We start from the raw sequence: 23,027 nt of genomic DNA on the forward strand, positions 1-23,027 counted from the left end.
CCAGTCTCCGAAAACGCTTAACGCATCTTCGCGACCTTGTCCGCCGAAATTGTCGCCGACGGATTGCCGAATTGCGTCGTGACGAAGTTGACGAGCGTGGCCACTTCGCTATCGCTCAACTCGCCCGCGAACGCGGGCATCGACATATGGCCTGCGTTGGTCTGGCGGCTCACGCCGTGCAGCACGACCATCGTCAGATTGTCGGCATTCGATGCGCCCACGCTGGTGTTATGCAGCAGCGAAGGATACGCGCCCGCATCCTTGCCGCCCACGCCATTGCCCTGCCAGCCGTGGCAACTCGCGCAATTGGCGTTGAAGAGCGTGCGGCCGTCCACGGCCCCGCCCCCGCCCAGCACCGTCAGCGGCTGATTGCGCAGCGCCGTGACGCTCTGGATCGGCGAACCCCAGCCATAGCGCGGCTGGCTCGCGCCATCCGCGCCATTGCCTTGCGCGGGCACCGTGCGCAGATACGTCGCCATCGCTTTCAGATCCTGATCGGAGAGAAAGCGCGTGCTGTTCTCGACGACCTCGGCCATCGGCCCTGCCGCGTTGGCCTTGCCGGGGGCCGCGCCATCGCGCAGATACGCGATCAGTTCCGCATCGCTCCAGCCGCCGATACCGGCCACCGCGTCGGGCGTGATGTTATACGCCGTCCAGTTGCCCAACTGCGCGCCCGCGAGCGACTGCTTCGACAGCCCCTGCATGAAGTTGCGCGGCGTGTGGCACTCCTGACAATGGGCGAGCGCGCCCACCAGATACGCACCACGATTCCATTCGGCGCTCTTCGCGGGATCGGGCTGGAAACGGCCCGAGTCGAAGTTGAAGAGATTCCAGAACACCATCGCCCAGCGCTGGTTGAACGGAAAACCGAGCGTATTCGCGGGCGCGGCCTTCCCCACCGGCGCGATCGTGCGCAGATAGGCGCGGATCGCGAGGAGGTCGTCGTCGGTGAGTTGCGTATAGGACGTGTAAGGCATCGCCGGATAAAGGCGCTTGCCGTCCTTCGACTTGCCCTCGCGCACCGCGCTCATGAAATCCGCGTCGCTCAGGTCGCCGATGCCGTAGGTCTTGTCGGGCGTGATATTGGTCGAATAGATCGTGCCGAAAGGCAGATCGAAGGGCACGCCGCCCGCATAGGGCTGCGCCTTGTTCGACGTGTGGCAGGCAATGCAGTCCGCCGCGCGCGCGAGATATTCGCCGCGCTTGACGAGCGCGGCGTCGGCGCTGCTGCTGGCCGCGTGCGCGAACGTGCCGGTCAAGAGTCCGCTCAAGGCGAGCGCGCCCGCGGGCAGCCATTTGCGCAATGCGCCGAAGCGTTGGCGTGTCGTAGTGTTGTTCGTTTTCATCGCACTCGCCTCACGCATGCTTCATTTCGTCGATCAGCTTGTCGGCCAGTCGCATGGACAGCGCGCACAGCGTGAGCGTGCAGTTCACCGTGCCCGCGCTCGCCATCGTGCCGCTCGACGCGATGAACAGGTTCTCGTGATCGTGCGAACGCAGATCCTTGTCGACGACCGAATCGCGCGGGTCGTCGCCCATGATGAGCGTGCCCATGATGTGGTTGTTGTTGAAGTACTTGTCGTCGTAACGCACTTCGGTGCCACCAAACAGATTGGCGATGTTCGCGTAGTGGCCGCGCGCGACCTTCGCCGCCTTGTTGATGTAATCGTCGATGCGGTAGTGCACTTCCGGGCGCGCAATGCCCATCTTGTCCTTGAACTCGGTGCTAGCCGTGATGCGGTTTTCCGGGTCCGGCAGGATGTCGAAGAAGCTGTTCACGACGACCCAGCGCGAGGCGTATTCGCGAATCTTCTCGTCGAGTTCCGCGCCGTAGACGCCCTTCGAAATCAGGTAGTCGGTCACGGCACGCATCGGCGAATAGTTACCGACGTTGAGCTTCATCGCCGAGTATTCCGAGCGGAATTCGCCGTCGCGCAGATTGTTGATGCACGACAGACGCATCGGGCCACGGCCCGGCCACATGGGTTCGGCGGACAGGAACGTGACCGTCGTGCCCGGGTGGTCCATCAGGTTGCGGCCCACTTGATCCGAGCTGTTGCCGATGCCGTTCTGGAACTTGTCGCTCTTCGAAATCAGCATGAGCTTGGGCGTCTCGATGGCGTTCGACGCCAGCACGAAGATCTTGCCGGTCACGCGCTGCGTGTTGCCATCCGGGTCCTTGTAATGCACCGCGACGATGCGCGCGTGCTCGTCGTGCTCGATGCGATAGACCACGGCGTTGGGCAAGAGACGCGCCTTCGCGGCCTCGGCCTTGCGGATCGCGGTTTCGCCCGTGTATTGCGCCTCGATCGGGCAGATCGGCATGCAGTTGCTGTTGCCGCAACATGCAGGGCGGCCGTCGAACGGCGCGCTGTTGCGCGCGGCCGGCTCGGTCACGTGCTTGTAGCCGGCCTTTTCCACCACATCCTTGAACTTCTGGTCGAAGTCCGAGAGCGGCAGCGGCGGATGCGGATAAGGCTTCGAGCGCGGCGAGCCCAGATCGTCGGGACCGCCCACACCCATTTCGACTTCGGCCTCGTAGTAATACGGCTCGAGATCGTCATAGCTGATCGGCCAGTCGCGGCCCACGCCGTACAGCGTCTTCAGCTTCATGTCGTTGGGCAGCAGACGCCACGATTGCGCAGACCAGTGCCACGTCGTGCCGCCCACCATGCGCAGATAGCCGGCCTTGTACTGCTCCGGGCCGCGCTGCACGAGATAGTCGTTGTTGGGCGAATACTGCGGATGCGGCGCGTACTCCGTGGGCGGATACGGCGACTGGAAATCCGACTTAAATGGACTATTCCGGTAATTTTCGACGATGCGCCAGCGCTCGATGCGCGGGCCTGCTTCGAGCATGAGGACGTCGATGCCCGCCTTGGCGAGCTTCTGCGCGATCTGACCGGACGCGATACCGGCGCCGACGATCACGACGTCGGCGGATTGATTCGTTGCCATGGGTGTTCGGGGCTCAGGAATGGGACAGCACGGGCGGCTTGGCCCAGTAGCCGGGCACGCCACGCGCGTAGCTCGGCATGACGATGACGTCCGCGATCGGCGGATACATGAGCGCCTGTTCGTAGGCGACGGTGCGGGCATTCTTGCCCGTGCCGACCACGCCCAGATACCACGCGGTCACCACTTTTTTCGGCAGGCCCGCTAGCGTGGGCTGCGACGCGTCGAGCACGCTTTGCAGCGTATTTGCAGGCGTATTCGTGCGCGCGACGAAATCGTTGAGTTGCGCAATCATGGCGCTGGCGTTGGCGTCGTCGCCGCGCAGTCCCGCGAGGATCGCCCGGCCGATTTCGACGTCGAGCGCGGTCTTGCCGGTCAGATATTGCGAGAGGCGCATGAACGCCGCGAAGTCGGCGTCCGCGCTGGCAGCGGCCGCCTGGGCATGCGCGGCGCTCAGCGCGCCCAGGCCCGCCACGCTCAGCGATGCGAGCAAGGTGGTGCCGATAAGAAACTGTCGGCGCGAAGGCGCAAACAGGGGCGACGGGGGTTGTTGTGAGGACGTCATGTCGTTTCCAGGTTTTGCGTGCGTGTCGCTTGGCGGCGCGTCGATCGCGTGCCGATCAATTCAGCAAAATCTGTACTAACTAGTTAAAAACGGACGCAGTGTACTTGATGTGGCGTATTGGCGCACGCCCCCGTTGTCAGAAAAGACTAGTTCAAATCCGGCAAAGCACCAAACCACGCACCGCCCTGCCCGGATTGAGGCCCAACCCGACGCGCACGCAGCTTTGTCAGCCAAACGCAACATCGCCGTAATCATTTGCGCCGATACAACACGCATTGGCGGTAGGTGATAACCCGTAGTAGCATGCGCCACTCAATTAATAATGATTCTCGTTACGCTTGGGGTTTCTTTGATGCGTCACCGCCAGATCCACGCTGCACTTCTGCTCGCCTTCTCCGCGGCACCCACGTTCGTCTTCGCGCAAGCCGCCAGCCCGGATGCGGCGGCGTCCACCGCCGCAAGCACCACGAAAGGCACTGTAAGCAACGCCTCGACTGCCAGCACGGACAGCACCGCCGCTTCGACCGAATTGCCAGCGGTGAAGATCAGCGCCAGCAGCACGCCCAGCACCGCGTTCGACGTTCCCAAGACCGCCCAGGTCACGAAATCGTCGGTGCCCCTGAGCGAAACGCCGCAATCGATCAGCGTGGTGACGCGCGACCTCATGGACGCGCAGCAGGTCCAGACGCTCAACGACGCGCTCCACGACGTGCCCGGCGTGATCTCCGGCACCTACGGCCGGCGCGGCTGGGACGACTTCATCATTCGCGGTCAGACGGCCTCGGATTCGGTGTACCTCGACGGCCTGCGCACGGCCATCAACAACCGCTTCGCCGAAGAAGTCTTCGGCATGCAGCAGATCGAAGTGCTCAAGGGACCGGCCACCCTGCTCTCGGGTCTCGTGCTGCCGGGCGGCATGGTCAATATGGTCAGCAAGCGCCCGGAAGCCGACACCTTCGCCGACGTCGACGCCACCGTCGGCAGCCACGGCTACTACCAGGGCAGCGTGGACATGGGCACGCCGCTCTCGGCCGACGGCAAGGCCGCGTTCCGCATCAACGCACTCGCGATGAATTCGAACGACCAGACCAATTACGTCTGGTCGCGCAATCGCTATATCGCGCCGTCGCTGTCGCTCGATCTCGGTCCGCGCACGGAATTCACCATCCTGACGAGCTACCAGGAACGCAATTACATCCGCCAGCAAGGCCTGCCGTGGTCGGGCTCGGTGCTCGCGAACAAGAACGGCAGCCTGTCGCGCGACACGTTCACGGGCGAGCCCGATCAGCAGCCGTATTCGGGCCACGAGGCGCGCGTGGGCTACAGCTTCGCCCATCATTTCGATTCGGGCTGGACCGTCAACCAGAACTTCCGCTGGCAACAGTTCTCGCTCGGCGGCCAGCTCGTCGCCAACGGCAAGGTCGCCTCGAACGGCTACACGCTCAGCCGCACGGCCACCGATTCGCAATGGTCCGGCGACACCATCTCGCTCGACAATAACGCGCAGAAGACCTTCGACACCGCGCTCGGCCGCCACGAGCTGACCTTCGGCATCGACTACATGCGCGGGCGCGAGGACGCCGCGTCAACCACCTGCACGGTCGGCTCGATCGACATGTACGACCCGGTCTACACGGGCACGATCACCTGCCCGTCCACGCCGAAAACGCACACCTATTCGACGATCCGCGATCTGGGCTTCTACGCACGCGACCAGATCCAGCTCGCCCAGCGCTGGCACGTGCTTGCAGGCGTGCGTTACGACAGCGCGTCGAGCGACGTGCTCAACGAACTCAACGGCACGCGCAGCGGCAATCCGTCGAGCGCGACGACCGGCTCGGTCGCGCTGCTGTACGACTTGTTCCCGGGCGTGCACCCGTATGTGAGCTACGCGACCTCGTTCTACCCGAACAGCGGCGCCAACGTGAGCGGCCAGGCGTTCGATCCGGAAACGGGCAAGCAGTGGGAAGCGGGCGTGAAGTTCGATATCGAGAAGGGCCGCACGAGCGTGACGGTCGCGGCGTACGACCTGCGCCGCCGCAATGTGCTCGAAGACGACCCGAATAACGATGGCTATAGCATCGCCGTGGGCGAGGAGCATTCGCGCGGCCTCGAATTCAGCTTCAACACCGCGCCGACGAATCATCTGAGCATCACGGGTGGCTACGCCTATACGTCGGCCGTGATCGCCGACGACGGCGGCCAGACGCCCTCGACCGATGGCGAGCGCATCGCCAACGTGCCGCGCCACAGCTTCAACGTGTTCGCGCGCTACAAGCTGCCGGGCGAGCTGTATCGCTGGGAAATCAACGGCGGCGTGCGCGGCCAGAGCAATCTCTACGCGTATGGCTACACGATTCCGGGATTCGTGGTCAGCGACGTGGGCGTGGGCTACACGGCGCCGCGCTGGCATGCCGCGCTGCGCCTGAGCAATATCTTCAACAAGCACTACTACACCGGCGGCTTGAGCAACGCGGTGGCGCTGGGCGACGACCGCTCGGTGATGTTGACGCTCGGCTATAGCTATTGAGTGTTGCGGGGCGCGGGGCGGGATGGCTGATCGGCCGTCTCGCCCCGCACGCTTCAGAACATGTGACGCAAACCGACCATCATCCCCAACTGCGTCGAACCCGCGGCCGAACTCAGGCCGCAATAGCCTTGAAGCTGAGCGCCGATCAGGCCGCCGCGATACAGCGAGTAATCGCCTTCGGCATAGACGTCGGTGCTTTTCGACAGGCTGTAATCGGCCATCAGCTGAAACTGCGTCGCGTTGCCGTCGTTGCTCGCGGTCTTGCCCTCTTGCAGCGTGCGCCAGACGTTGGCCGAAAGATGCGTCGCACTGCCCACCGCCTGGGACACCCCGCCAAAGAACATCACACGCGACGAGAACGTATTGAACTTGAGCGCCGTGAGTTGAGCGGCGGTGAACGGCCCATTCGGGAAGTTGCCGAGGAAGCCGCGATCCTCGCGGTTCTGCGCCCAGCCGAAATTAACCGTCGTCCTGCCGAACGTATAGGCGCCGCCCGCGGTCCATGCCTTGAAGTGCGCCGAGGTGTTCACGGCATCGCGCGAATCCAGGTACGCCGCCGCCAGACGCAAGGGCCCTTGCGGCACGTAGGCAATCGAAGCCCCGATCTGACTGCCCGCGCCAAACGCACCGGCCTGCCCGCCCATTGCATAGGAAACCTCAAGGGTAATGTCGTGCCAGGTGGCGGCGTACTTGGCCATGCTGCTCGTCCACACGCCCTGAGCCATGTTCACTTCCGGCCTGAACTCGTAGACGGTCGGCAGCCAGCCCGCGCTCACGTAGGTCCGCAGCACCGCATCGGCAAGCGGATTGACCTGACGACCGAGCGTGAGCCGCCCGAACGTCGACGACTGCAAGCCGACGAATGCGGTATTGAACATCGGATACGCGGGGTCGATCGCGCCGCTATTGGAGAAGAACTTGTCCTCCAGCTGGAATACGGCCTTGTTGCCGCCGCCCAGATCTTCCACCCCGCGTACGCCCCAGATACTTTCGGTCGCCCCGCCGTTGGCGAGTTGAAGCTTGTCGTCGCCCGCCGCATTGGCGTGCGTGGTATAGCGGATCGCCGAATCGACGATGCCATAGAGTGTGACCGACGATTGCGCGTGCGCCAACGCGCCGTATCCGCCGATAGCCACCGCCAGCGCCACACGCGCCTTTGCCCTGCTGCTTGCTGCCTTGTTACGTTGCATCTTTGTCCCCGTCTTCTTTTGGAGTAATCGGCCTTAAGCCGGATAAGTCATCGTGCTCAATCTGTAGGTAGCGTGCCGGGACCGCTATGCGGTCACACGGCGCGAAAGCCGCTCGAGCGAGCGCTCCGGATTGAGCACCTTGAGCCCCGCCGCCGCCAGCACGACAAGCAAGGCGCCGGTCAGCAACAGCCCCTGCTCGAATCCTGCCGCCACGTTGTTATGGGCCGCGCGGATCATCCAGCCGACCGCAGGCGGCGCAACGATGCCGGCAATCCACGCCACGGAATATTCGATCGCGAGCGCCGAGCCCCGCTGCGCGGGCGGCGTGATCTGGGCGATCATCGCGGGCCCGAGCGAATAGACGATCGGCGTGGTGGCGATGGCGAGCGCGATCAGCACGACCTTCACGGCTGGCCCGCAATCACAGACCGCCGTGGCGATCAGCAGCAAGCCTCCGGCGCCAAGACAAGCGCACACGAAAGCGCCACGGGCGAGACGCGAAGCGACGCCGCGCGCCATCATCCGCTGCGACCAGCCCGAGAGCAGCAGGCTCACCGGCGCACTGGTGACGAGCACAGCCGCGAACACGGCGCCGGCCTGGCGCGGCGCATAGCCCAGGCCCTCGCTCAAGTACGCGGGCAGCCAGGTAAGCACGAGCGCCAGCGTGAGAAAGGCCGCGAAGTGCAACGCGATGATGGACAGCACGGTGCGATCCGTGAGCAGCACGCGGTAAGCCACGCGGCGCGTTGGTGCGTTTTCCCCGCTTGCGGGCGCGGCATCGTCGCCCGCAGAACTGGTTGCGTGCGCATCTAGCGAACCTTCGCGCCCGAACGCGAGCCACAACACGGCCCACGCGAGACCGAGCACGGCCAGCACGACGAAGTTCGTGCGCCAGCCCCACACCGCGTCGATCCACGGCACGGCGATGCCCGCGACCACCATGCCGAATACGCCCCCTTGCTGAAACACGGAAACAGGCAGATTGCGCCGCGCGTCGGGGAACCACTTGTAGCAGGCGTGAATCGCGATGGGCTGCGCGGGGCCTTCCCCCGCGCCGAGCAGCACGCGGCACGCAATCAAGGTTGCGAGGGACGAACCATAGGCAATCGGTAACTGCACGAGCGCCCAGACCACCGCCATGCCGAGCAGCAGCCAGCGTGTGGGCCAGCGGTTGGCGAGGAATCCGCCTGCCACGCCTGTCACCGCGAACAGAAAGAAAAAGCTGCCCGCCAGCAAACCGTATTGCGCTGGCGAGAGCGACAGCTCCTTCATGAGCGGCGCGGCGACAAGACCGAGCACGACCTTGTCGATGAAATTGATCGCCACGAGCAGAAACAACATCGCGGTCGTCAACCAGGCTCGCGCCGGTTGATAGGGTTGATTCATGGTAGGGATTCCGAATCAATGATGCGAATAGCGTGGAGTAACCCGCGCAATCGGTAAGGCGGCTTGAGTCGTGGTTTATCCACGCGATCCGAAGTACCAGCGCATCACGGCACGCTGGACGAATCCGCCATAGGGCGGATGAAACAGCTCGATGGGGAACCAGCGATGCTCGGTAAGAACGGCTTTTGCATGGGACAGTTCGCGAAAACCCTCTTCGCCGTGATAGTTGCCCATGCCGGAATGGCCCGTGCCGCCAAACGGCAGCGCATGGTTCATCGCATGCCAGCCCCAGTCGTTGAGCGTGACGCCGCCCGAATGGGTCTCGCGCAACACCCGTTCGCGCTCAGTGGCGTTCGTGCCGAACCAGTAGAGCGCGAGCGGCCGCTCGCCGGTGCGTACATGCGCCAGTGCGTCGTCGAAACGGTCATAGACGATTACCGGCAGCAACGGCCCGAAGATCTCCTCGCGCGCAATGCGCATCGACGGACGAATGCCCGTGATGATGTGCAGCGGCACCTGTCGGCCCTGCTGCTTCTGCTTCTGCTTCTGCTTCTGCTTGTGCTGCGCATGCGAACCGCACACGGTCACTGTCGCGCCAAGCTTGCGCGCATCCTCGACCAGATCGAGCATGCGCTGATGTGCGCGTTCGTCGATCATCGACGTATAGGCCGCCTCGCCGCCCGCGAGCGCATCGAAGGCCTGCGCGGCGGCGGCCACGAACGCGTCCTGCAACTCGCGCGGCACGAGCGCGTAGTCCGGCGCGACACATATCTGCCCGCCGTTGACAGTCTTGCCGTGCACGATGCGCCGTGCCGCGCGCGCCAGATCGGCTGTACGCGAGACGAGCGCGGGCGATTTGCCGCCCAGTTCGAGCGTGACCGGCGTGAGGTTCTCAGCGGCGGCGCGCATGACCTGACGGCCCACCGCGGGCGAGCCCGTGAACACGAGATGATCGAACGGCAACGCGCAAAAGCGCTTCGCACACTCGGCATCGCCCTCGACCACGCAAACCTCATCGGCGCCAAAGACATCGGCAAGCAGCGTACGCAGCGCACGCGACGCATGGGGCGCGTACTCCGACGTCTTGATGAGGCAGCGATTGCCCGCCGCAATCGCGGTGGCGAGCGGCCCCAGCGCGAGATAGAAGGGAAAATTCCACGGCACCACGATGCCGATCACACCCTTGGGCTGATACACCACCTTCGCGCGGTTCGTTTTGAACAGCAACTCGGTCGCGCGGCGCGACGGCCGCATCCAGCGGCGCAGATTGCGCAACAGATGGTCGATATGCAGCAGCGAAGGCAGCAGATCGACGAGCATCGTTTCGTCGGCGGCACGCACGCCGAAGTCCGCGCTTGCCGCCACGGCGCACTCACGTGCATGCCGTCGCAACGCCTCGCGCAGCGCGAGCAGACGCTTGCGCCGTTGCGCGGCGTGTGGATACGGCGCGGCCGCGAACGCCGCCCGCATGGCATGGAATTGCGCCGCGACGGGATCGTTCGTGCCTTGTATCCAGGACCGTTCCTGTTCGATCAGCTTCATGGGATTTCCCTCCTCGCTTTCGTGCCGGTTCGTGCCGGTTCGTGTTCAAACGTGCTTAAACCGGCACATCGCCGATGATCGTCGCGCGCAACATGCGCCGGCGCGCCGGGAAGTAGTCCTGAATAGCGTAATGCTGGGTCGAGCGGTTGTCCCAGAACGCGATGGTGTTCGGCCGCCACTTCAGGCGCACCTGATACTCGGGTGCAGTGGCCTGGCGATAGAGGTACTGGAGCAGGTCCATTTCCGCGAGGCGGAAGTCGAAGCCGAAACGCACATCGTGCTTCTCGATGTAATTCGCCAGATGCGTCGTGAACGCTTCGTTCACGTAGAGCACGCGCTCGCCCGTCTCGGGGTGCGTGCGCACGACCGGATGCATCACCGGCGGGAACGCGGCGCGGCGCGCATCGCGCTCTTGCGGCGTCATGCGCGTGCCGAAGGCGGGCAACAGATCGTGCACGGCGATCAGGCCGTCGAGCGAATCGCGCACCGCTTCTGGCAGCCGCCGGTACGCCTCGGCCATGTTGACCCAGAGCGTGTCGCCGCCCACGGCTGGGCACTCGATGCAGCGAAGCATCGAGCCCATCGAGGGCCGTGCGCGCCAGCTCACGTCCGAGTGATAGATGTTCTCGCGCCCGGGGATCTTGCTGTCGCCCCCCAGCACGACAAGTTCGGGATGGTCGGGGTGATGCGGAAAGACCGGATGCACTTCGAGCTCGCCAAAACGCTGCGCAAGCGCGACCTGCTGCGCGGCGGTAATGTTCTGATCGCGAAACACCAGCAGTTTGTGTTCGAGCAAGGCCGCGCGCAGCGCCTTGTACTGGTCGTCGTCGAGCGGCTGCGTGAGGTCGATATGGCCAATTTCCGCGCCAATGCTCGGCGACAGCCGCTCAATGCTGAACGACGTCTTGAGGGTTGCCGACCGGACGATCGCAGGACTTTCCGCACTGTTTTGCACGACTCTCTCCTCGAAAAAGGGAAGCACGGGCAGGCTCGCGAAGGGCTTCGCGGCGCGCCTACCCACAAAATGATACTCCAAGGTATCGTTTTAAAAGATGCTATTGGGTATCATTTGTCGGGTCAACCGAGGGTTTTCCCATGTCAGAAGCTAATCAGGCGCCGTTGTCGCAGTCGCTGGAAAGCGGGGACGGATTCGTCGCGCCGCGTTACCGGAGCGGGCAGCGCTCGGCCGACGCGCTGCTGGAAGCCGGCCGCATGCTGCTTACGCAGATCAGTTACGAGGGCTTGAGCGTCACCGATCTATGCAGTCAGGCGAATCTCACGAAGGGCGCGTTCTATCGGCGCTTCGAGACTAAAGACGCGTTCTTTCTCACGTTGCAGCGGCTGGCGCTGGACGACGCCTTGCGCACGCAGGCGATGCTCGCCGAGATGCATCGGCGCAGTGAGCACGGAGAGGATTTTTCGGCCAACGCGCGCGCCATCGTGGAAGCGATGCGCGCGTGGCACCTGAAGCACTGCGGGGTCTTGCGCGCGTCACTCCAGCGCCGCGATCACACGGCGGGCGGCTGGCAGCCGTTCAAGGAATTCGCGCGCGGCTTCGTGGATGAACTGGCCGCGCGCCTCGCGGGCACGGAGGCCTTGCGCGACGACGCAAGCGCGGCGATGCGTCTGCGCTTCGGCTTCCAGATGGTGATCGGGACGATGATCAACGCGGCGCTGAACGACCCCGGCCCGCTGCAACTGGCCGATGCCGCCATGACCGACGAACTCGCACGGATGCTGGTGCTCTACGTGCGTGGAGAATGAGGGGAAGAGTTTCGTCAGGCAGCCTAAAGAACAGAAACGGCCGTGCCGCCCTCGCGGGCAGCACGGCCGTCGTCCTGTTCACAGGCTCACACGTTCACGCGCTTACGGCGCCGGCCGCGGCGTGACGATCGGGAACAGCGGGTTGAAGCTGTCGGTCAGCGACAGGAGTTCGGTGATCTTGCCGCGATCGCCATCCACCTTCGCGCGCCCGGCCTGCACTTCCTTGTCGAGATTGGTCTGGTGCAGCATGATGTTGTCGAGGCTCGACTTCGGCAGCGAAAGCGTCACATCGGCGTTCTGGATCTGCTTGCCCTCGTTATAGACGAGCACGGAGTTCTCCAGCCGCACGGCGTACTGCTTGTGAATATCGGGGAAGACCCAGTTCACCGAAATCGTCTTTCCATCCGCCTTCTCCCCGTCGATATGCATCGAGAGGAATTCCAGCGCCATTTCCGGCGACATGGCGCGGATCGTATCGGGACTCGCGGTCTGCACCGCCGGCACCTTCGGGATGCCGTTGCGCAACTCATACGCGCCCATCAGATAGACGTCGCGCCACGGTCCGGCTTCCGACTGGTAGCCCAGTTGCTCGAGCGCATCGGCTTCGAGATTCTTCGCCTCCTGGTTATCCGGCTCGGCATACACCGCCAGATTCATGACCTGCGCCACCCAGCGATAATCGCCCTTCGCATAGGCATCGCGCGCCTTCTTCGTAACCGCCGGCACGCCGCCCATGAAGTCCATCGTGCGCTTGGCGGTATCCACCGGCGGCAGCGGGTGCAGGTCGGCCGGATTGCCGCTGTACCAGCCCATATAGCGCTGATAAACCGCCTTGGCATCGTGCACGACCGTGCCGTAGTAGCCGTGGTTGTACCACTCCTTGTCGAGGCTCGGCGGCAGCTTCACCATGTCGCCGATCTCATCCATCGTATAGCCCATGTTGAGCAGTCGCAGCGACTGGTCGTGCACATACTTGTAGGTATCGCGCTGCTTCGACAAATAGTCGTTGATGCGCGCGTTATCCCACATCGGCCAGTGGTGCGAAGCAAACACCACCTGCACCTGCGGCCCGAACATGTCGATGGTCGTATCGAGCGCCTGCCACCACTTGTTGGCGTCGCGCACCTGCGCCCCGCGCAGCGTGTAGAGATTGTGCAGCGTGTGCGTGGCGTCTTCGGCCGCGCATAGCGCGTGATACTTCGGGAAATAGAACAGCATTTCCGCCGGGGCTTCGGTGCCGGGCGCCATCTGGAACACGACATCGAGACCGTCGATGGTGCGCTTTTCGCCGGTCTTCTTGATGATGTCGGTCGGCGGAATCAGGGTGACGGTGCCGTTCGACGTCGTCTTGCCAAGGCCGCCGTCAATCTGCCCCTTGTCGCTGCGCGGCAGCAGCGACCCATACATGTAGATGGCGCGGCGGCTCATGGCGTTGCCCGCGAAGACGTTTTCGCTCACCGCCTCTTCCAGGAAGCCTTCCGGTGCGTAGATCTTCACCTTGCCGGATTTGACATCCGCCTCGCTCACCACGCCCTTCACGCCGCCGTAGTGATCGACGTGGCTGTGCGTGTAGATCACGGCCACGACCGGCTTCTTCGGCCGATGCTGGTAATACAGGTCGAGACCGGCCTTCGCCACTTCGGTCGAGATGAGCGGGTCGATCACGATGATGCCGTTGTTGGACTCGACGATCGTCATGTCGGACAAGTCGAAGCCGCGAATCTGGTAGATGCCGTCGGTGACCTTGAACAGGCCGTTGTTCATGTTCAACTGGGCGTTGCGCCAAAGGCTCGGGTTGATCGACGCCGGCGCGTTCTGGGCCTGGAGGAACTGATAGCCGTCGAGGGTCCAGACGGTCTTGCCGTCGGGCGTCTTGACGTCAATGTTCGGCAGCGTGGCGATGAAGCCGCGCTTCGCGTCTTCGTAGTCCTGACGATCGCTCATCGGCAAGGTTTTGAGCAGATCGGCATTCGCCTGCTGCGTGGCGGGCGTCGCGTCCTTGTTGGTTTCGGCGGCAAGCGTGGCGCCAAGGCACAGCGGAACGGCAACGAGTGGCAGGAGAAAGCGGGCTTTCATGGTCGACCTCACGTGGTGATCTCGGGTGTTGAACATCGTTGCTGGATGGATTGCCGACAATCGAACCTCAAACGCCGCGTGGCGGCGGCTCGTTGCCCGGCGCCTCGCAGGGCGGGCGCTGAGCAATTTCCTCCGTCCGGTCATCGGAAGAAACGGTGTACGCGTGGCCGGGTTCGGCGATCCTCAAGAGGCGCCCGGCATTGGCCAGCACGATAAACGTGCCGATGTTATGTAGCACTGCGATCCATACCGCTGAAGCCAGACCGAGTGCCGCGATGGCAATGACCGCCGCGGTCCAGGCCACGCCGATCATGGCGTTGACCGCCGCCGTGCGCCGGCAGCGGCGTCCGAGCTTCACGCAGGCCGGAATGCGCCGCAGATCGTCGCCGAGCAGGACGACGTCGGCGGACGCCACAGCGATATCCACGCCCCGGCCACCAATCGCAATGCTCGTCGCCCCGGCCTTGATGGCCAGCACGTCGTTGACGCCATCGCCCACCACGAGCGGATGGCGGCCTTGCGCCAGTTCCTGTTTGACGAATTCGAGCTTGTCGTGCGGCAACGCATCGGCGATCACCTGGTCGATGCCCACGCTTGCCGCCACCGCGTGCGCGACCGCCTCGCGGTCGCCGGACAACAGCGTTTGACGCACGATGCCGAGCGCGCGCAGTTCGGCCAGCGCTTCGGGCGCTTCGGCGCGCAGCGCATCCGCGAAAACGAACCACGCCAGCAGCCGCCCGTCGAGCGCAATGCCGGCCACGGAACCTTCGTGACGTAACCCGGGTAACGCGAACTCGCCCACATGCTTGCGCAGCAGCGCATCGCGGCCGAGCACCGCCAGGCCCTCGGGCGTCTGGGCGGTGATGCCCAGGCCGCGCCACTCGCGAATCGCTTCGTGGGCGTCGGGTTGATCCGGCTGATGGCCGCGTTCGCGCGCGTATGCACTCAACGCGCGGCTCACAGGATGGGCACTGCCCCGCCCCAGTCGCGCGGCGAGCGACAACGCACGCGATGCATCGACGCCCGGCTGCAACACCACATCGACCACGCGCAGTTCGCCATGCGTGAGCGTGCCGGTCTTGTCGATGATGAGCGAATCGAGATCGGCCACGCGGTCGAGAAACGCAGCATTGCGCAGCAGCAGCCCGTGCCGCGCGCCCACGGCGATACCTGCGATGGCGGTGGCGGGCGCGGCGAGCACGAGCGCGCACGGGCAAGCCGCCACGATGACGGCGAGCATCGCCGAGGCGTTCTCGGAGACGAACCAGACGAGCGCCGCGCCCAGCAGCACGAGCGCGAGGTAGCCGCCCATGTAGCGTTCGAGCGCTTCCGTGATGGGCGGCTTCGCACGTTCGGCGTGCGCTAGCAACTCGACGATCTTGCCCAGCGTCGAATGCTCGCCAACCTCGGTCACTTCCACGCGCAAGGCGCCCTCGATATTCATTGCGCCGCCATAGACCGCGTCGCCCGCCGCGACTTCGAGCGGCAGCGATTCGCCGGTGATCGGGCTGTTGTCGACCGCCGAACGACCGCCTCTCACCACGCCGTCGGTGGGAATGCGCGCGCCAGCCGCGACTTCGAGCACGTCGCCGCGTTCCAGCGCTTCGACGGCCACGTCCTCGACACCGCCATCGGGGCGCACGCGCATCGCGCGCGTGGCAGCCAGTTTCGTCAGCGCGCGGATCGCTTCCTGCGAACCGAGCACGCTGCGCTCTTCGAGTGCGTGCCCGAACGTCATCACGACGGGCAGCAGCGCCGCCGTGGCCATATCGCCGGTCGCCCAGGCCGCGAGCATGGCCAGCGCGATCAGCCGATCGGTCACGCCATGCAGACTCGGGTGCCGCAGGCTATGCCACGCGCCCGCGAAAACCGGCCCGGCGACGAGCAACGACGCGAGACCGGCCAGCACATCGGCGAGCGGCGCACCTTGCACCGTGACGTAACGGCACAACAGCGAAAGCAGTAGCAGGCCAGCGGCCGCGAGCGCAAGAACGATGCGCCGCGAAATGGCGGCGCGCTCCTCGGGCGCCAACGCAACGCCGGGCAAGTCCGCGATATCGGGCGCGGCCGCCTCGCTCGCAGGCTGCACCGGCTTGCGGCTCACGTCATGAGCATGGCCGTCATGCGCGCCGTGGGCATGGTCATGATGGTGTTCATGCGCGCGCGTCAGCGCTTCCACATTGGCATTCATGGCGCCTTCCCCGGCAGCACGAGACTCGACGTGTCGTAAGGGTCGATCGTCGTGACATGGCCCGCTTTCGAAAGAATCTGCTGGATGCGGTCGCGATACGCTCTCGCCAGCAGCCCCTGGTCGCTGTTCGCGCCCAGCGGCGCTTCCAGTTGCAGGATCGTCTGCGTTTCGGTCTGCGCCCGCGTCACGCGTTCCGTCGCACTGGCCTGCGCGCTTTGCACGATCTGGTCGGCGTGCTGCTGGGCCTCCTGACGCGTCGTCTCCGCGGCCGTGCGGGCGTCGGCCACCGCGCGTTCGGCGCTTTGCAGCGAGCTGAGCACCGAGTTGAACGCGTCGACGGCCGCCGCCGGCACCGTTGCCTGCACATCGATGCGCGAGACCTCGATGCCAAGCCCCGCATGCCGCGCTTCGAGCGCGTGCAGCCGGCGCTCGATCGCACGCGCGATGTCGTCGCGCAGGCGCTCGCGGCGCGCCGCCATTTGCGTATCGGCGGCCAGCAGTTCGGGCCGCGCGACGAGAATCGTATCGAGATCGCGCGATGCGCCCACCTCCGCGACCGCCGAAGCCGTGAGGCGCTCGATGGCGGGAGCGAGGAGCGCCTGCTGCAATACGTAATCGTAAGGAGAACTGACGCGGTAATAGAGCGTCGCGCCGAGTTGCACGACCGCGTCGTCGCCGGTGAGCACGTAGCCTGAGCCCGCGAGCGCGTCGGAGAGCGGCGAGCCGTTGGTTCCCATCGCCGCGTCCGGATGAAAGCCCCAGGAAGACATGTCGTTGAATGGCAAGGTGGTATCGGTGGGCGGCGCGTTGGGTGCGGGATCGAGCGCACGGGCGCGCGCATCGCGATCGAGCGACGCGATGCGCTGTTCCAGCACGCGCGCGGGTCCGGGCAACAGCACGACAGTTTCGAACGGCCGCGGCCACGCGACGAGCAGGCCCGCGCCCTGAATGCGCACGAACTTGCCAAAGCGCATGACGACCGCCTGACTGTCGGGCGGCACGCGTTGGACATTCGAGAACATCCACGCCAGCGCGGCGAGCACCGTGAGCGCGGCAACGAACCAGAACGCGGCCCGCACCGCCTGGGTGCCTGGGCTCGAGCGCGGCGATGTCGAGGCGAGCGTGCTCATGGCCGACGGCGCGCGGTGGACGGCGCAGTGGACGGTGCGGTCACGGCATCGAGCCCGGCAGGCCCCTGCACGAGCACGCGGAACGGCGCAGCATCGGTGCGCACGATCAGATTCGTGTTGCCGTTCACGACGGTGGACAGCGTATCGAGCGAGCGCAGCATCGTGTAGAGCTGCGGATTGCCCGCGTAGCTCTTGCCATAGATCGCGGCGGCGTCGCGCCGCGATTGCGCTTCGATGCCGGCGGCCTGCGCGCTGGCATCGGCCACGGCGACGCGCGCGTCGCGATCGGCATCGGAGCGCACCTGCGCGGCTTCGAGCTTGCCCTGTGCCGTGCGTTGCGCCGCGACTGTCTCGCGTTCGGCGCGCATGCGCTCGACCGTGGCGGACAAGGTCGCGGCGGGCAGCGTCAGGCGTTCTAGTCCGACCTGAACGGCGTGAACGCCGTAGGTCGCGTAAAGCTGCGCGTCGATCTGGCGGCGCAGTTCGTCCTCATAGGCTTCGAGCTTCACGTCGTTCGCATCGGTGTTGACGAGCGCCGAGAGATCGAAGCCCGACGTGATGGTTTGCAGTGCCGAGCCGAGCAGCGAGCGGATCTGGCGCGCCGCTTCGTCGGGTTCGTTGCGCACGGCGCGCACGAAGTGGCCCACGTCGGCCGCGTTATCGGGCACGCGCCACGCCACGTAGGCCTGCACGAGGATGCGCAGGCCGTCGCGCGTACCCACGTCCTGCAGCCCGCTCGACGTCGTGTGCAGGCGCAGATCGACCGGCACCGCGGTTTCGATCGGCGCGGGCAGCCGCCACGCGAGCCCGGGGTCGAGCACCACACGCACCGGCTCGCCAAAGCGCGTGACCACGGCGGCCTCGCCTTCGTGCACCTGCACGACGCTCGCAATCGCCACGGCAACCAGCACGCACAGCACCGCGAGCGCCACGCGCCAGCCAAAGCCGCGCCCGCCGCCACTCGCGCGGCTCTCGTCGTGGTCGCCGTGATGGTGGTGTGCGTGGCCATGATGCATGTGAAGATGTGAACCGCTCAAGGTCTGCTCCTCAAGATCAGGACACCCTATCAATTCAGCCGATCAATACAGCCGCTTCGCGCCAGCGGCGTCGCCGGTATTGAACGAGCGCAGGTCGATCGTCGCGCGCTTGTCGCTCACGAGGCGATCGTCGATCACCGTCAGGTTGGCGTTCTGCAAGCCCTGCTGCAGATTGCGCAGGTAGTACTCGAAGGCAAACGCGGGGCCGCCGGCTTGCTGGGCGGCGATATCCGCGTTGAACGTCGTCTGCTGGATATGCGCGGCCGAGAGCGTTTCCGCCGCATTCGCATTGGCCTCGGCCACGCGGGCCTGGGCCTGCTCCCGCGCGGTGCCCACGAGCGTCGCCGCGAGTCCGTGCGCCTCGGCCACGCTCGCCGCCGTGCGGATCTGCGCAGCCTGCACGCCGTGCCACGCAGCCGACGCGCCAGCCGGCGGGTGCACGCTTTCGATCACCACCGCCACCACCTCGATGCCACTGCCGAGCCGGTCGAGTTGCTGCTGCGTCGCGTGGCGAATCGCATCAGCAATTACGGTCTGGCGTGCTTCGACGAGGGCTTCGAGCGTGTGCGAGGCCAGATAACGAACGATCTCGCGATTCGCAATCGAGCGCACCACAGCGGGCACATCGGTGGCGCGATAGAGCGCAGCCCGTGCCGCAGCGTCGCTCGCACCGATGCGGTAGTCGAGTCGCACGTCGGCACTGACGATTTCGAAATTCTGCTGCTGTGCATTGGCCCCCGCGATCACCTGGCTCGTTTCCCACGGATGCGCGACATCCCAGAGCCGGTCGAGTTGCTCGGGCGCGCGAGCGTCGGCGGAGATCAACGGCGCGGCGACACTCGCGTTATCGGCGTTAGCGGCGTTGTCGGCAATATCCGAGACCACGATCTGATGCACCGCGCCGTTGTCGAGTTCGCGCGCGCGGCCGAAGGGCCAGGGCAGCCCGACATGCAGCCCCGGTTGCCAGACGGCGGCCGGCGCGCCGAAACGTTCATAGACCGCGCGCTGTTCGGGTTGCAGGATCGTGACGCCGCTCAAAAGCCAGCCTGCCGCCACGAGCGCCACGCCCGCGGCAGGCAGCATGCGCAGCGTGCTATGCACGACCCAGCTCTGGCGCAGGTCGATGCCGAAGCGCTTGCGCAGCGATTCGCGAAGTTCGGCCGGTGAAGCGGGCGGACGCATGAGCCATTGCACGACCACACTGTCCACGAGCGCGACCGCAGAGGCCGACGCGCGAGGCGGCGTGAACCAGGCGAGCATCGCGCGCAACGCGTATTCGCCCGCGACCAGCGCCGTGAGCAAGGCCATCGCGATCGCCAGCCAGCGGCTATCGACGCTTCGCCAGAGGTAAAGCGCAGCACTGCCCGCACAGGCCAGCGCGACGACGAGCGCGATGCGCAATGCGCCGGACAGAACGGCATCGGCATGATGCAGCGCCGCCCGCGTCGCGACCCCGCGCTCGAACACCAGCGTGACGAAAGCCAGGGCGAGTGCGGCGCCGCACGCCAGCGTCATGACATTGCGGACCTGCGAACCAGCCGCCGCTGCGTGCCGGTCGAATACGAACGTTGTGGCCACACACAACAGCAACGAAACCAGCGCGCCCGCCAGAACGCACCAGGGCCACCAGCGCACAGCGCGCAAGCCGCCCCACGTCCATACGGCCATCGCGCGCCACCACACTCGCCTGAACGGATTCCAGCTCGTGGGACGCGCCTGACGCGCCGACGATGCGTGATCCGCACGGCTGCCGCTCCTGCCAGCCATCTGGCAACCCAGCGCAACGAGCATGACGTTGACAGCCGTGGCGGCAAGCGGTGCGGTCCATCGCAACTCGGCCCAGCTCGTGCGCAGGAAAAGGCAGCACGCCAGCGCGCAGGCGAGCAGCAGGCCTGCGCCTGCGATCTGCCAATACGGTTGCGCGAGTGGCGCGCGAGCGCTACCGCCAGAATATCCGTTACCCATTTCGCAAGTGTGTTGCCTCGAGTGGCCCGGAGTCGTTGTCAAGCGACGCTGTCTACCGCTATCGCGCTCAGCGCTTACATGCTCAGCATGCCGAAGTGAATGCACTCACGAGCGAGGCGCTCGCCGTGAGCGCCGCCCGATTGCAAATCGACGAGCGCGATCCTGTCTACTGCGATCGAGTATCTTCTGACGTGTTGGACGCCGCCATAGGGACTTGGGGCAAAGCGCATTGCCCTTTCGGGCAATTTGTATTCGACGCGGCGCCCAGGCGTGCGAGGACTCGCGAAGGCGCGGGGCTACCTGGCCTGCGAGAACCACTTGCCGTAGATCTGCTCGTAGGTGCCATCCTCATACATGGCGAGCAGCGCTTCATTGAGGGACTTGCGCAGCGGACTGCCGTTCGCAACGGCGATGCCGTATTTCTCGGGACGGAACACCGCTCCCACGACGCTCACCGTCCCGTTACCGCGCCGTGCCGCCCAGTACTGCAAGGTTGGTGCGTCGTAGACGATGGCCTGCACGTCGCCATTCATGAGCATGCGGAATCCGTCATTGGCATTCGTCACATCGACAAACGGCAAGCCGCGTTGCGTGAGATATTGCGCCGCGACGGTGTCGGGCACCGTGCCGATCTTCTTGCCGGGTAAATCGTCTGGACCCCGTATGGTCGATTGCAGACGCGCCACGGTCTGCGACGACGTGACCGTGGCGGTGAGTTGCGCAATCAGCAGCACGCCAATCAGCCACATGGTCGGCACCAGTACGCGCTTGAAGAGCCCCGGCGTCTCGCGCTCGCCATGCTCGCCCGTGGCGATAATCAGCATGGTGACCCAGATGCCCTCGCCAATCGAGCGCCAGTAAGGCTTCTGGAAATTGGCGTCGCGCTTGCGCTCCATCAGCCACACAAGGTTGGCGAGAATAAAGACGATGCCGATCGTGATCGCCACGAGTTGCGCAATGGCGAGCCAGGGCACGGATTGCAGCAGGGCCATCACCGAGCTGTCGTTTTGCGCGCGCACCATGATTTGCAGGCCGGAATCGAAATACGGCAGCGAAAAATCAACCGTCTTCTCGCGCTCCGGCGTCATGGTGATCGCGGCGATGGCGACATCGGCATCGCCATGCTGGAGCGTGCGAAGCAATTCCGCTTGCGTAGCGAGCGGACGCCAGACGAAATCGACATGCATGCGTCGGGCGATTTCGTTCCAGATGTCGATGCTGAAGCCTTCGGGCGTGGCGGTCTGCGGGATCACGAAAGGCGCGACCGGTGCGATCGCCACGCGTAGCTGGCCTTGCGCGTCTGGCGTGGCGCTTGCCACCTTACTTGCCACCTTACTTGCCGCGTCACTTGCCACCGCACTTGCCGCATCACTAGCGGCAGCCGCTGCTGCGGGCACAATGAGCACCGCCAACACGAACAGCAAAGCCAGAAAAAACTGCCTCACACCTGGCTTGCGCATCGCCCTTTCTCCCGAGACCGCATTGAATACGCAGGGAACCCATGAACCGGCCGGCGTGCAACGTTGCGGGTTGCCGCGCGCGCGATCAGAAGCTGAGCGCGAGCCCCAGCGATGCGCCCGTGATGTCCTTGCCAAAAGCATAGCGCGCCACGATGCGCAGACGCGAGAACAGCTTCGTGATCGCTCCGGTATCGATTTCGAGGCCCGCGCCCAGCGACGTCAATTGATTGAAGCCGAGAATATCGGCCTGGCTGCCCAGATAGGTCGAATGCGAAAGTTCGAGCACGTAGCGCAACGGCCGATGAAACACCAGCAAGCCGGTGGGCGCACGCCAGCGCGCGTAGAGGTTGGTCGATTCAGCATTGGCCGAACCGCGCACGGCGCTCGACGAGCCAAAGCTCTGGAGATAGATATCCGTGTAGCGCAACTCGAGATCGAATTCATAGGGTTCCTTACGAGGATACCAGCCGATCATCAACGAGCCGCCGAGGCCGTAAGCGCTCATCGAGCCGTCACGAATAAAGTCGATATTGCTGTCGGTTTTTCGGTTGATCAGGAACTGCGCCGCGCTCGCGTCGCTCAGGACTTCGCCCAGAGAAAAATTGAAGATGGGCCGAATGACCAGGTCTTTCTTTTCGTTGAGCGGGAAATCCCAGCCAATACCGCCGGTCGCCGCCACGTTCGTCCAGCGTGTGGGCAGCGCGCGCTGCTCCTGCCCGTCCGAGACCACGAAGGTGGGATCGTAGCGCGATCCGCCAATCGCCCCTTCCAGATAAAGCGGAAAGCTCGGGCTCAGCGTGAAGCCGCCGCCCACCTGGGTCATGTTGAGCGAGGGATCGCCGGTCGCGCCGTTGCGGATACCGAGCGAGCTTGCCGACAGATCCGGCGTGACGGTAAACGACAGCATCGCCAGTACGCCGTTCGCACGTTTCTGAACGTCCGGCCCGGTCCAGACCGGCGTACTCTGCGCGCACGCTTCGATCGCCACGAAGCACTGCACAAGCGCCACCAGCACGACGCTAGCAAGAAACGGGGCCATTCTGCCGGGACGGCGTTGAGAGACATCGTCGGATAGCTTTTGCATGCTCATCCTTTTAGTCCGGTGGCGCGCCCTTCGCACTCTGCCCGGACACCAGTTTCACGAGGGCTGCGAGCTTGCCGTCGTGGCCCGCTGTGGCCATCTGCAACTGCGTAATGTAACAACCGCGTGTGGCGATTAAAAGGCCATTGCCCCGA

Annotated in this window: 17 protein-coding genes; 2 read left to right on the forward strand and 15 right to left on the reverse strand. The window is 64.9% G+C overall.

Features of this window, described 5'->3' with window-relative positions; genetic code table 11:
* Window positions 1–17 precede the first annotated feature (17 nt).
* The 4 genes from U5782_RS13900 to U5782_RS13915 all read right to left on the reverse strand — a co-directional run bounded on the left by U5782_RS13900 (window position 18) and on the right by U5782_RS13915 (window position 4,186).
* Window positions 18–1,304: a c-type cytochrome gene (locus U5782_RS13900; RefSeq protein WP_415914325.1), complete on the reverse strand. Its 1,287-nt coding sequence runs from the start codon at window positions 1,302–1,304 to the stop codon at window positions 18–20.
* Between the two features lie 52 nt (window positions 1,305–1,356).
* Window positions 1,357–2,958: a GMC family oxidoreductase gene (locus U5782_RS13905; protein ID WP_322044407.1), complete on the reverse strand. Its 1,602-nt coding sequence runs from the start codon at window positions 2,956–2,958 to the stop codon at window positions 1,357–1,359.
* Window positions 2,959–2,971: 13 nt separating this feature from the next.
* Window positions 2,972–3,520 (reverse strand): sugar dehydrogenase complex small subunit, encoded by a 549-nt coding sequence (locus tag U5782_RS13910; protein ID WP_322044408.1) that lies wholly within the window; start codon window positions 3,518–3,520, stop codon window positions 2,972–2,974.
* 357 nt (window positions 3,521–3,877) lie between these two features.
* Window positions 3,878–4,186 carry a hypothetical protein gene (locus tag U5782_RS13915; RefSeq protein ID WP_322044409.1) on the reverse strand — a complete coding sequence of 103 codons (309 nt, stop codon included), beginning with the start codon at window positions 4,184–4,186 and terminating at the stop codon, window positions 3,878–3,880.
* Here U5782_RS13915 and U5782_RS13920 point away from each other — a divergent pair.
* On the forward strand, window positions 4,185–6,050 hold the full coding sequence (locus U5782_RS13920) for a TonB-dependent siderophore receptor (RefSeq protein ID WP_322044410.1): 1,866 nt from the start codon (window positions 4,185–4,187) through the stop codon (window positions 6,048–6,050). The two genes, U5782_RS13915 and U5782_RS13920, sit on opposite strands and share 2 nt — an antisense overlap.
* A 53-nt stretch (window positions 6,051–6,103) precedes the next feature.
* On the opposite strand, the gene U5782_RS13925 is transcribed toward U5782_RS13920, so the two are convergent.
* The 4 genes from U5782_RS13925 to U5782_RS13940 all read right to left on the reverse strand — a co-directional run bounded on the left by U5782_RS13925 (window position 6,104) and on the right by U5782_RS13940 (window position 11,123).
* Window positions 6,104–7,240, reverse strand: coding sequence for a porin (locus tag U5782_RS13925; RefSeq protein ID WP_322044411.1), 1,137 nt, complete (start codon window positions 7,238–7,240; stop codon window positions 6,104–6,106).
* An 84-nt stretch (window positions 7,241–7,324) separates the two neighbouring features.
* The gene (locus U5782_RS13930) at window positions 7,325–8,626 is read right to left on the reverse strand and encodes an MFS transporter (protein WP_322044412.1); all 1,302 of its coding nucleotides are present in this window, start codon (window positions 8,624–8,626) and stop codon (window positions 7,325–7,327) included.
* Between the two features lie 75 nt (window positions 8,627–8,701).
* Window positions 8,702–10,168: a coniferyl aldehyde dehydrogenase gene (locus tag U5782_RS13935; RefSeq protein WP_322044413.1), complete on the reverse strand. Its 1,467-nt coding sequence runs from the start codon at window positions 10,166–10,168 to the stop codon at window positions 8,702–8,704.
* A 55-nt stretch (window positions 10,169–10,223) separates the two neighbouring features.
* Window positions 10,224–11,123: a TauD/TfdA dioxygenase family protein gene (locus tag U5782_RS13940; RefSeq protein WP_322044414.1), complete on the reverse strand. Its 900-nt coding sequence runs from the start codon at window positions 11,121–11,123 to the stop codon at window positions 10,224–10,226.
* Between the two features lie 140 nt (window positions 11,124–11,263).
* On the opposite strand from U5782_RS13940, the gene U5782_RS13945 reads away from it, so the two are divergent.
* Entirely contained in the window at window positions 11,264–11,932 is a 669-nt protein-coding gene (locus tag U5782_RS13945; protein WP_322044415.1) for a helix-turn-helix domain-containing protein, read from the forward strand.
* A 102-nt stretch (window positions 11,933–12,034) separates the two neighbouring features.
* On the opposite strand, the gene U5782_RS13950 is transcribed toward U5782_RS13945, so the two are convergent.
* From U5782_RS13950 to U5782_RS13980, 7 genes are all read right to left on the reverse strand, one after another.
* Window positions 12,035–14,008 (reverse strand): alkyl/aryl-sulfatase, encoded by a 1,974-nt coding sequence (locus U5782_RS13950; RefSeq protein WP_322044416.1) that lies wholly within the window; start codon window positions 14,006–14,008, stop codon window positions 12,035–12,037.
* A gap of 67 nt (window positions 14,009–14,075) precedes the next feature.
* Window positions 14,076–16,199, reverse strand: coding sequence for a cation-translocating P-type ATPase (locus U5782_RS13955; RefSeq protein WP_322044417.1), 2,124 nt, complete (start codon window positions 16,197–16,199; stop codon window positions 14,076–14,078).
* Window positions 16,196–17,329, reverse strand: coding sequence for an SPFH domain-containing protein (locus tag U5782_RS13960; RefSeq protein ID WP_322044418.1), 1,134 nt, complete (start codon window positions 17,327–17,329; stop codon window positions 16,196–16,198). Before U5782_RS13960 ends, U5782_RS13955 begins: the two co-directional genes overlap by 4 nt.
* A complete protein-coding gene (locus U5782_RS13965; RefSeq protein ID WP_322044419.1) occupies window positions 17,326–18,366 on the reverse strand; it encodes a protease modulator HflC in 1,041 nt (346 codons plus the stop codon). The genes U5782_RS13960 and U5782_RS13965 overlap by 4 nt, the downstream gene beginning before the upstream one ends.
* A gap of 42 nt (window positions 18,367–18,408) precedes the next feature.
* Window positions 18,409–20,331, reverse strand: a complete 1,923-nt coding sequence (locus tag U5782_RS13970) for an SPFH domain-containing protein (protein WP_322044420.1) — start codon at window positions 20,329–20,331, stop codon at window positions 18,409–18,411.
* 296 nt (window positions 20,332–20,627) lie between these two features.
* Window positions 20,628–21,662, reverse strand: coding sequence for a transporter substrate-binding domain-containing protein (locus tag U5782_RS13975; RefSeq protein WP_322044421.1), 1,035 nt, complete (start codon window positions 21,660–21,662; stop codon window positions 20,628–20,630).
* 214 nt (window positions 21,663–21,876) lie between these two features.
* On the reverse strand, window positions 21,877–22,830 hold the full coding sequence (locus tag U5782_RS13980; protein ID WP_415914326.1) for a hypothetical protein: 954 nt from the start codon (window positions 22,828–22,830) through the stop codon (window positions 21,877–21,879).
* Between the last annotated feature and the right edge of the window lie 197 nt (window positions 22,831–23,027).

It is taken from the genome of Paraburkholderia sp. J67 (assembly GCF_905220265.1).
Taxonomy (GTDB): Bacteria; Pseudomonadota; Gammaproteobacteria; order Burkholderiales; family Burkholderiaceae; genus Paraburkholderia.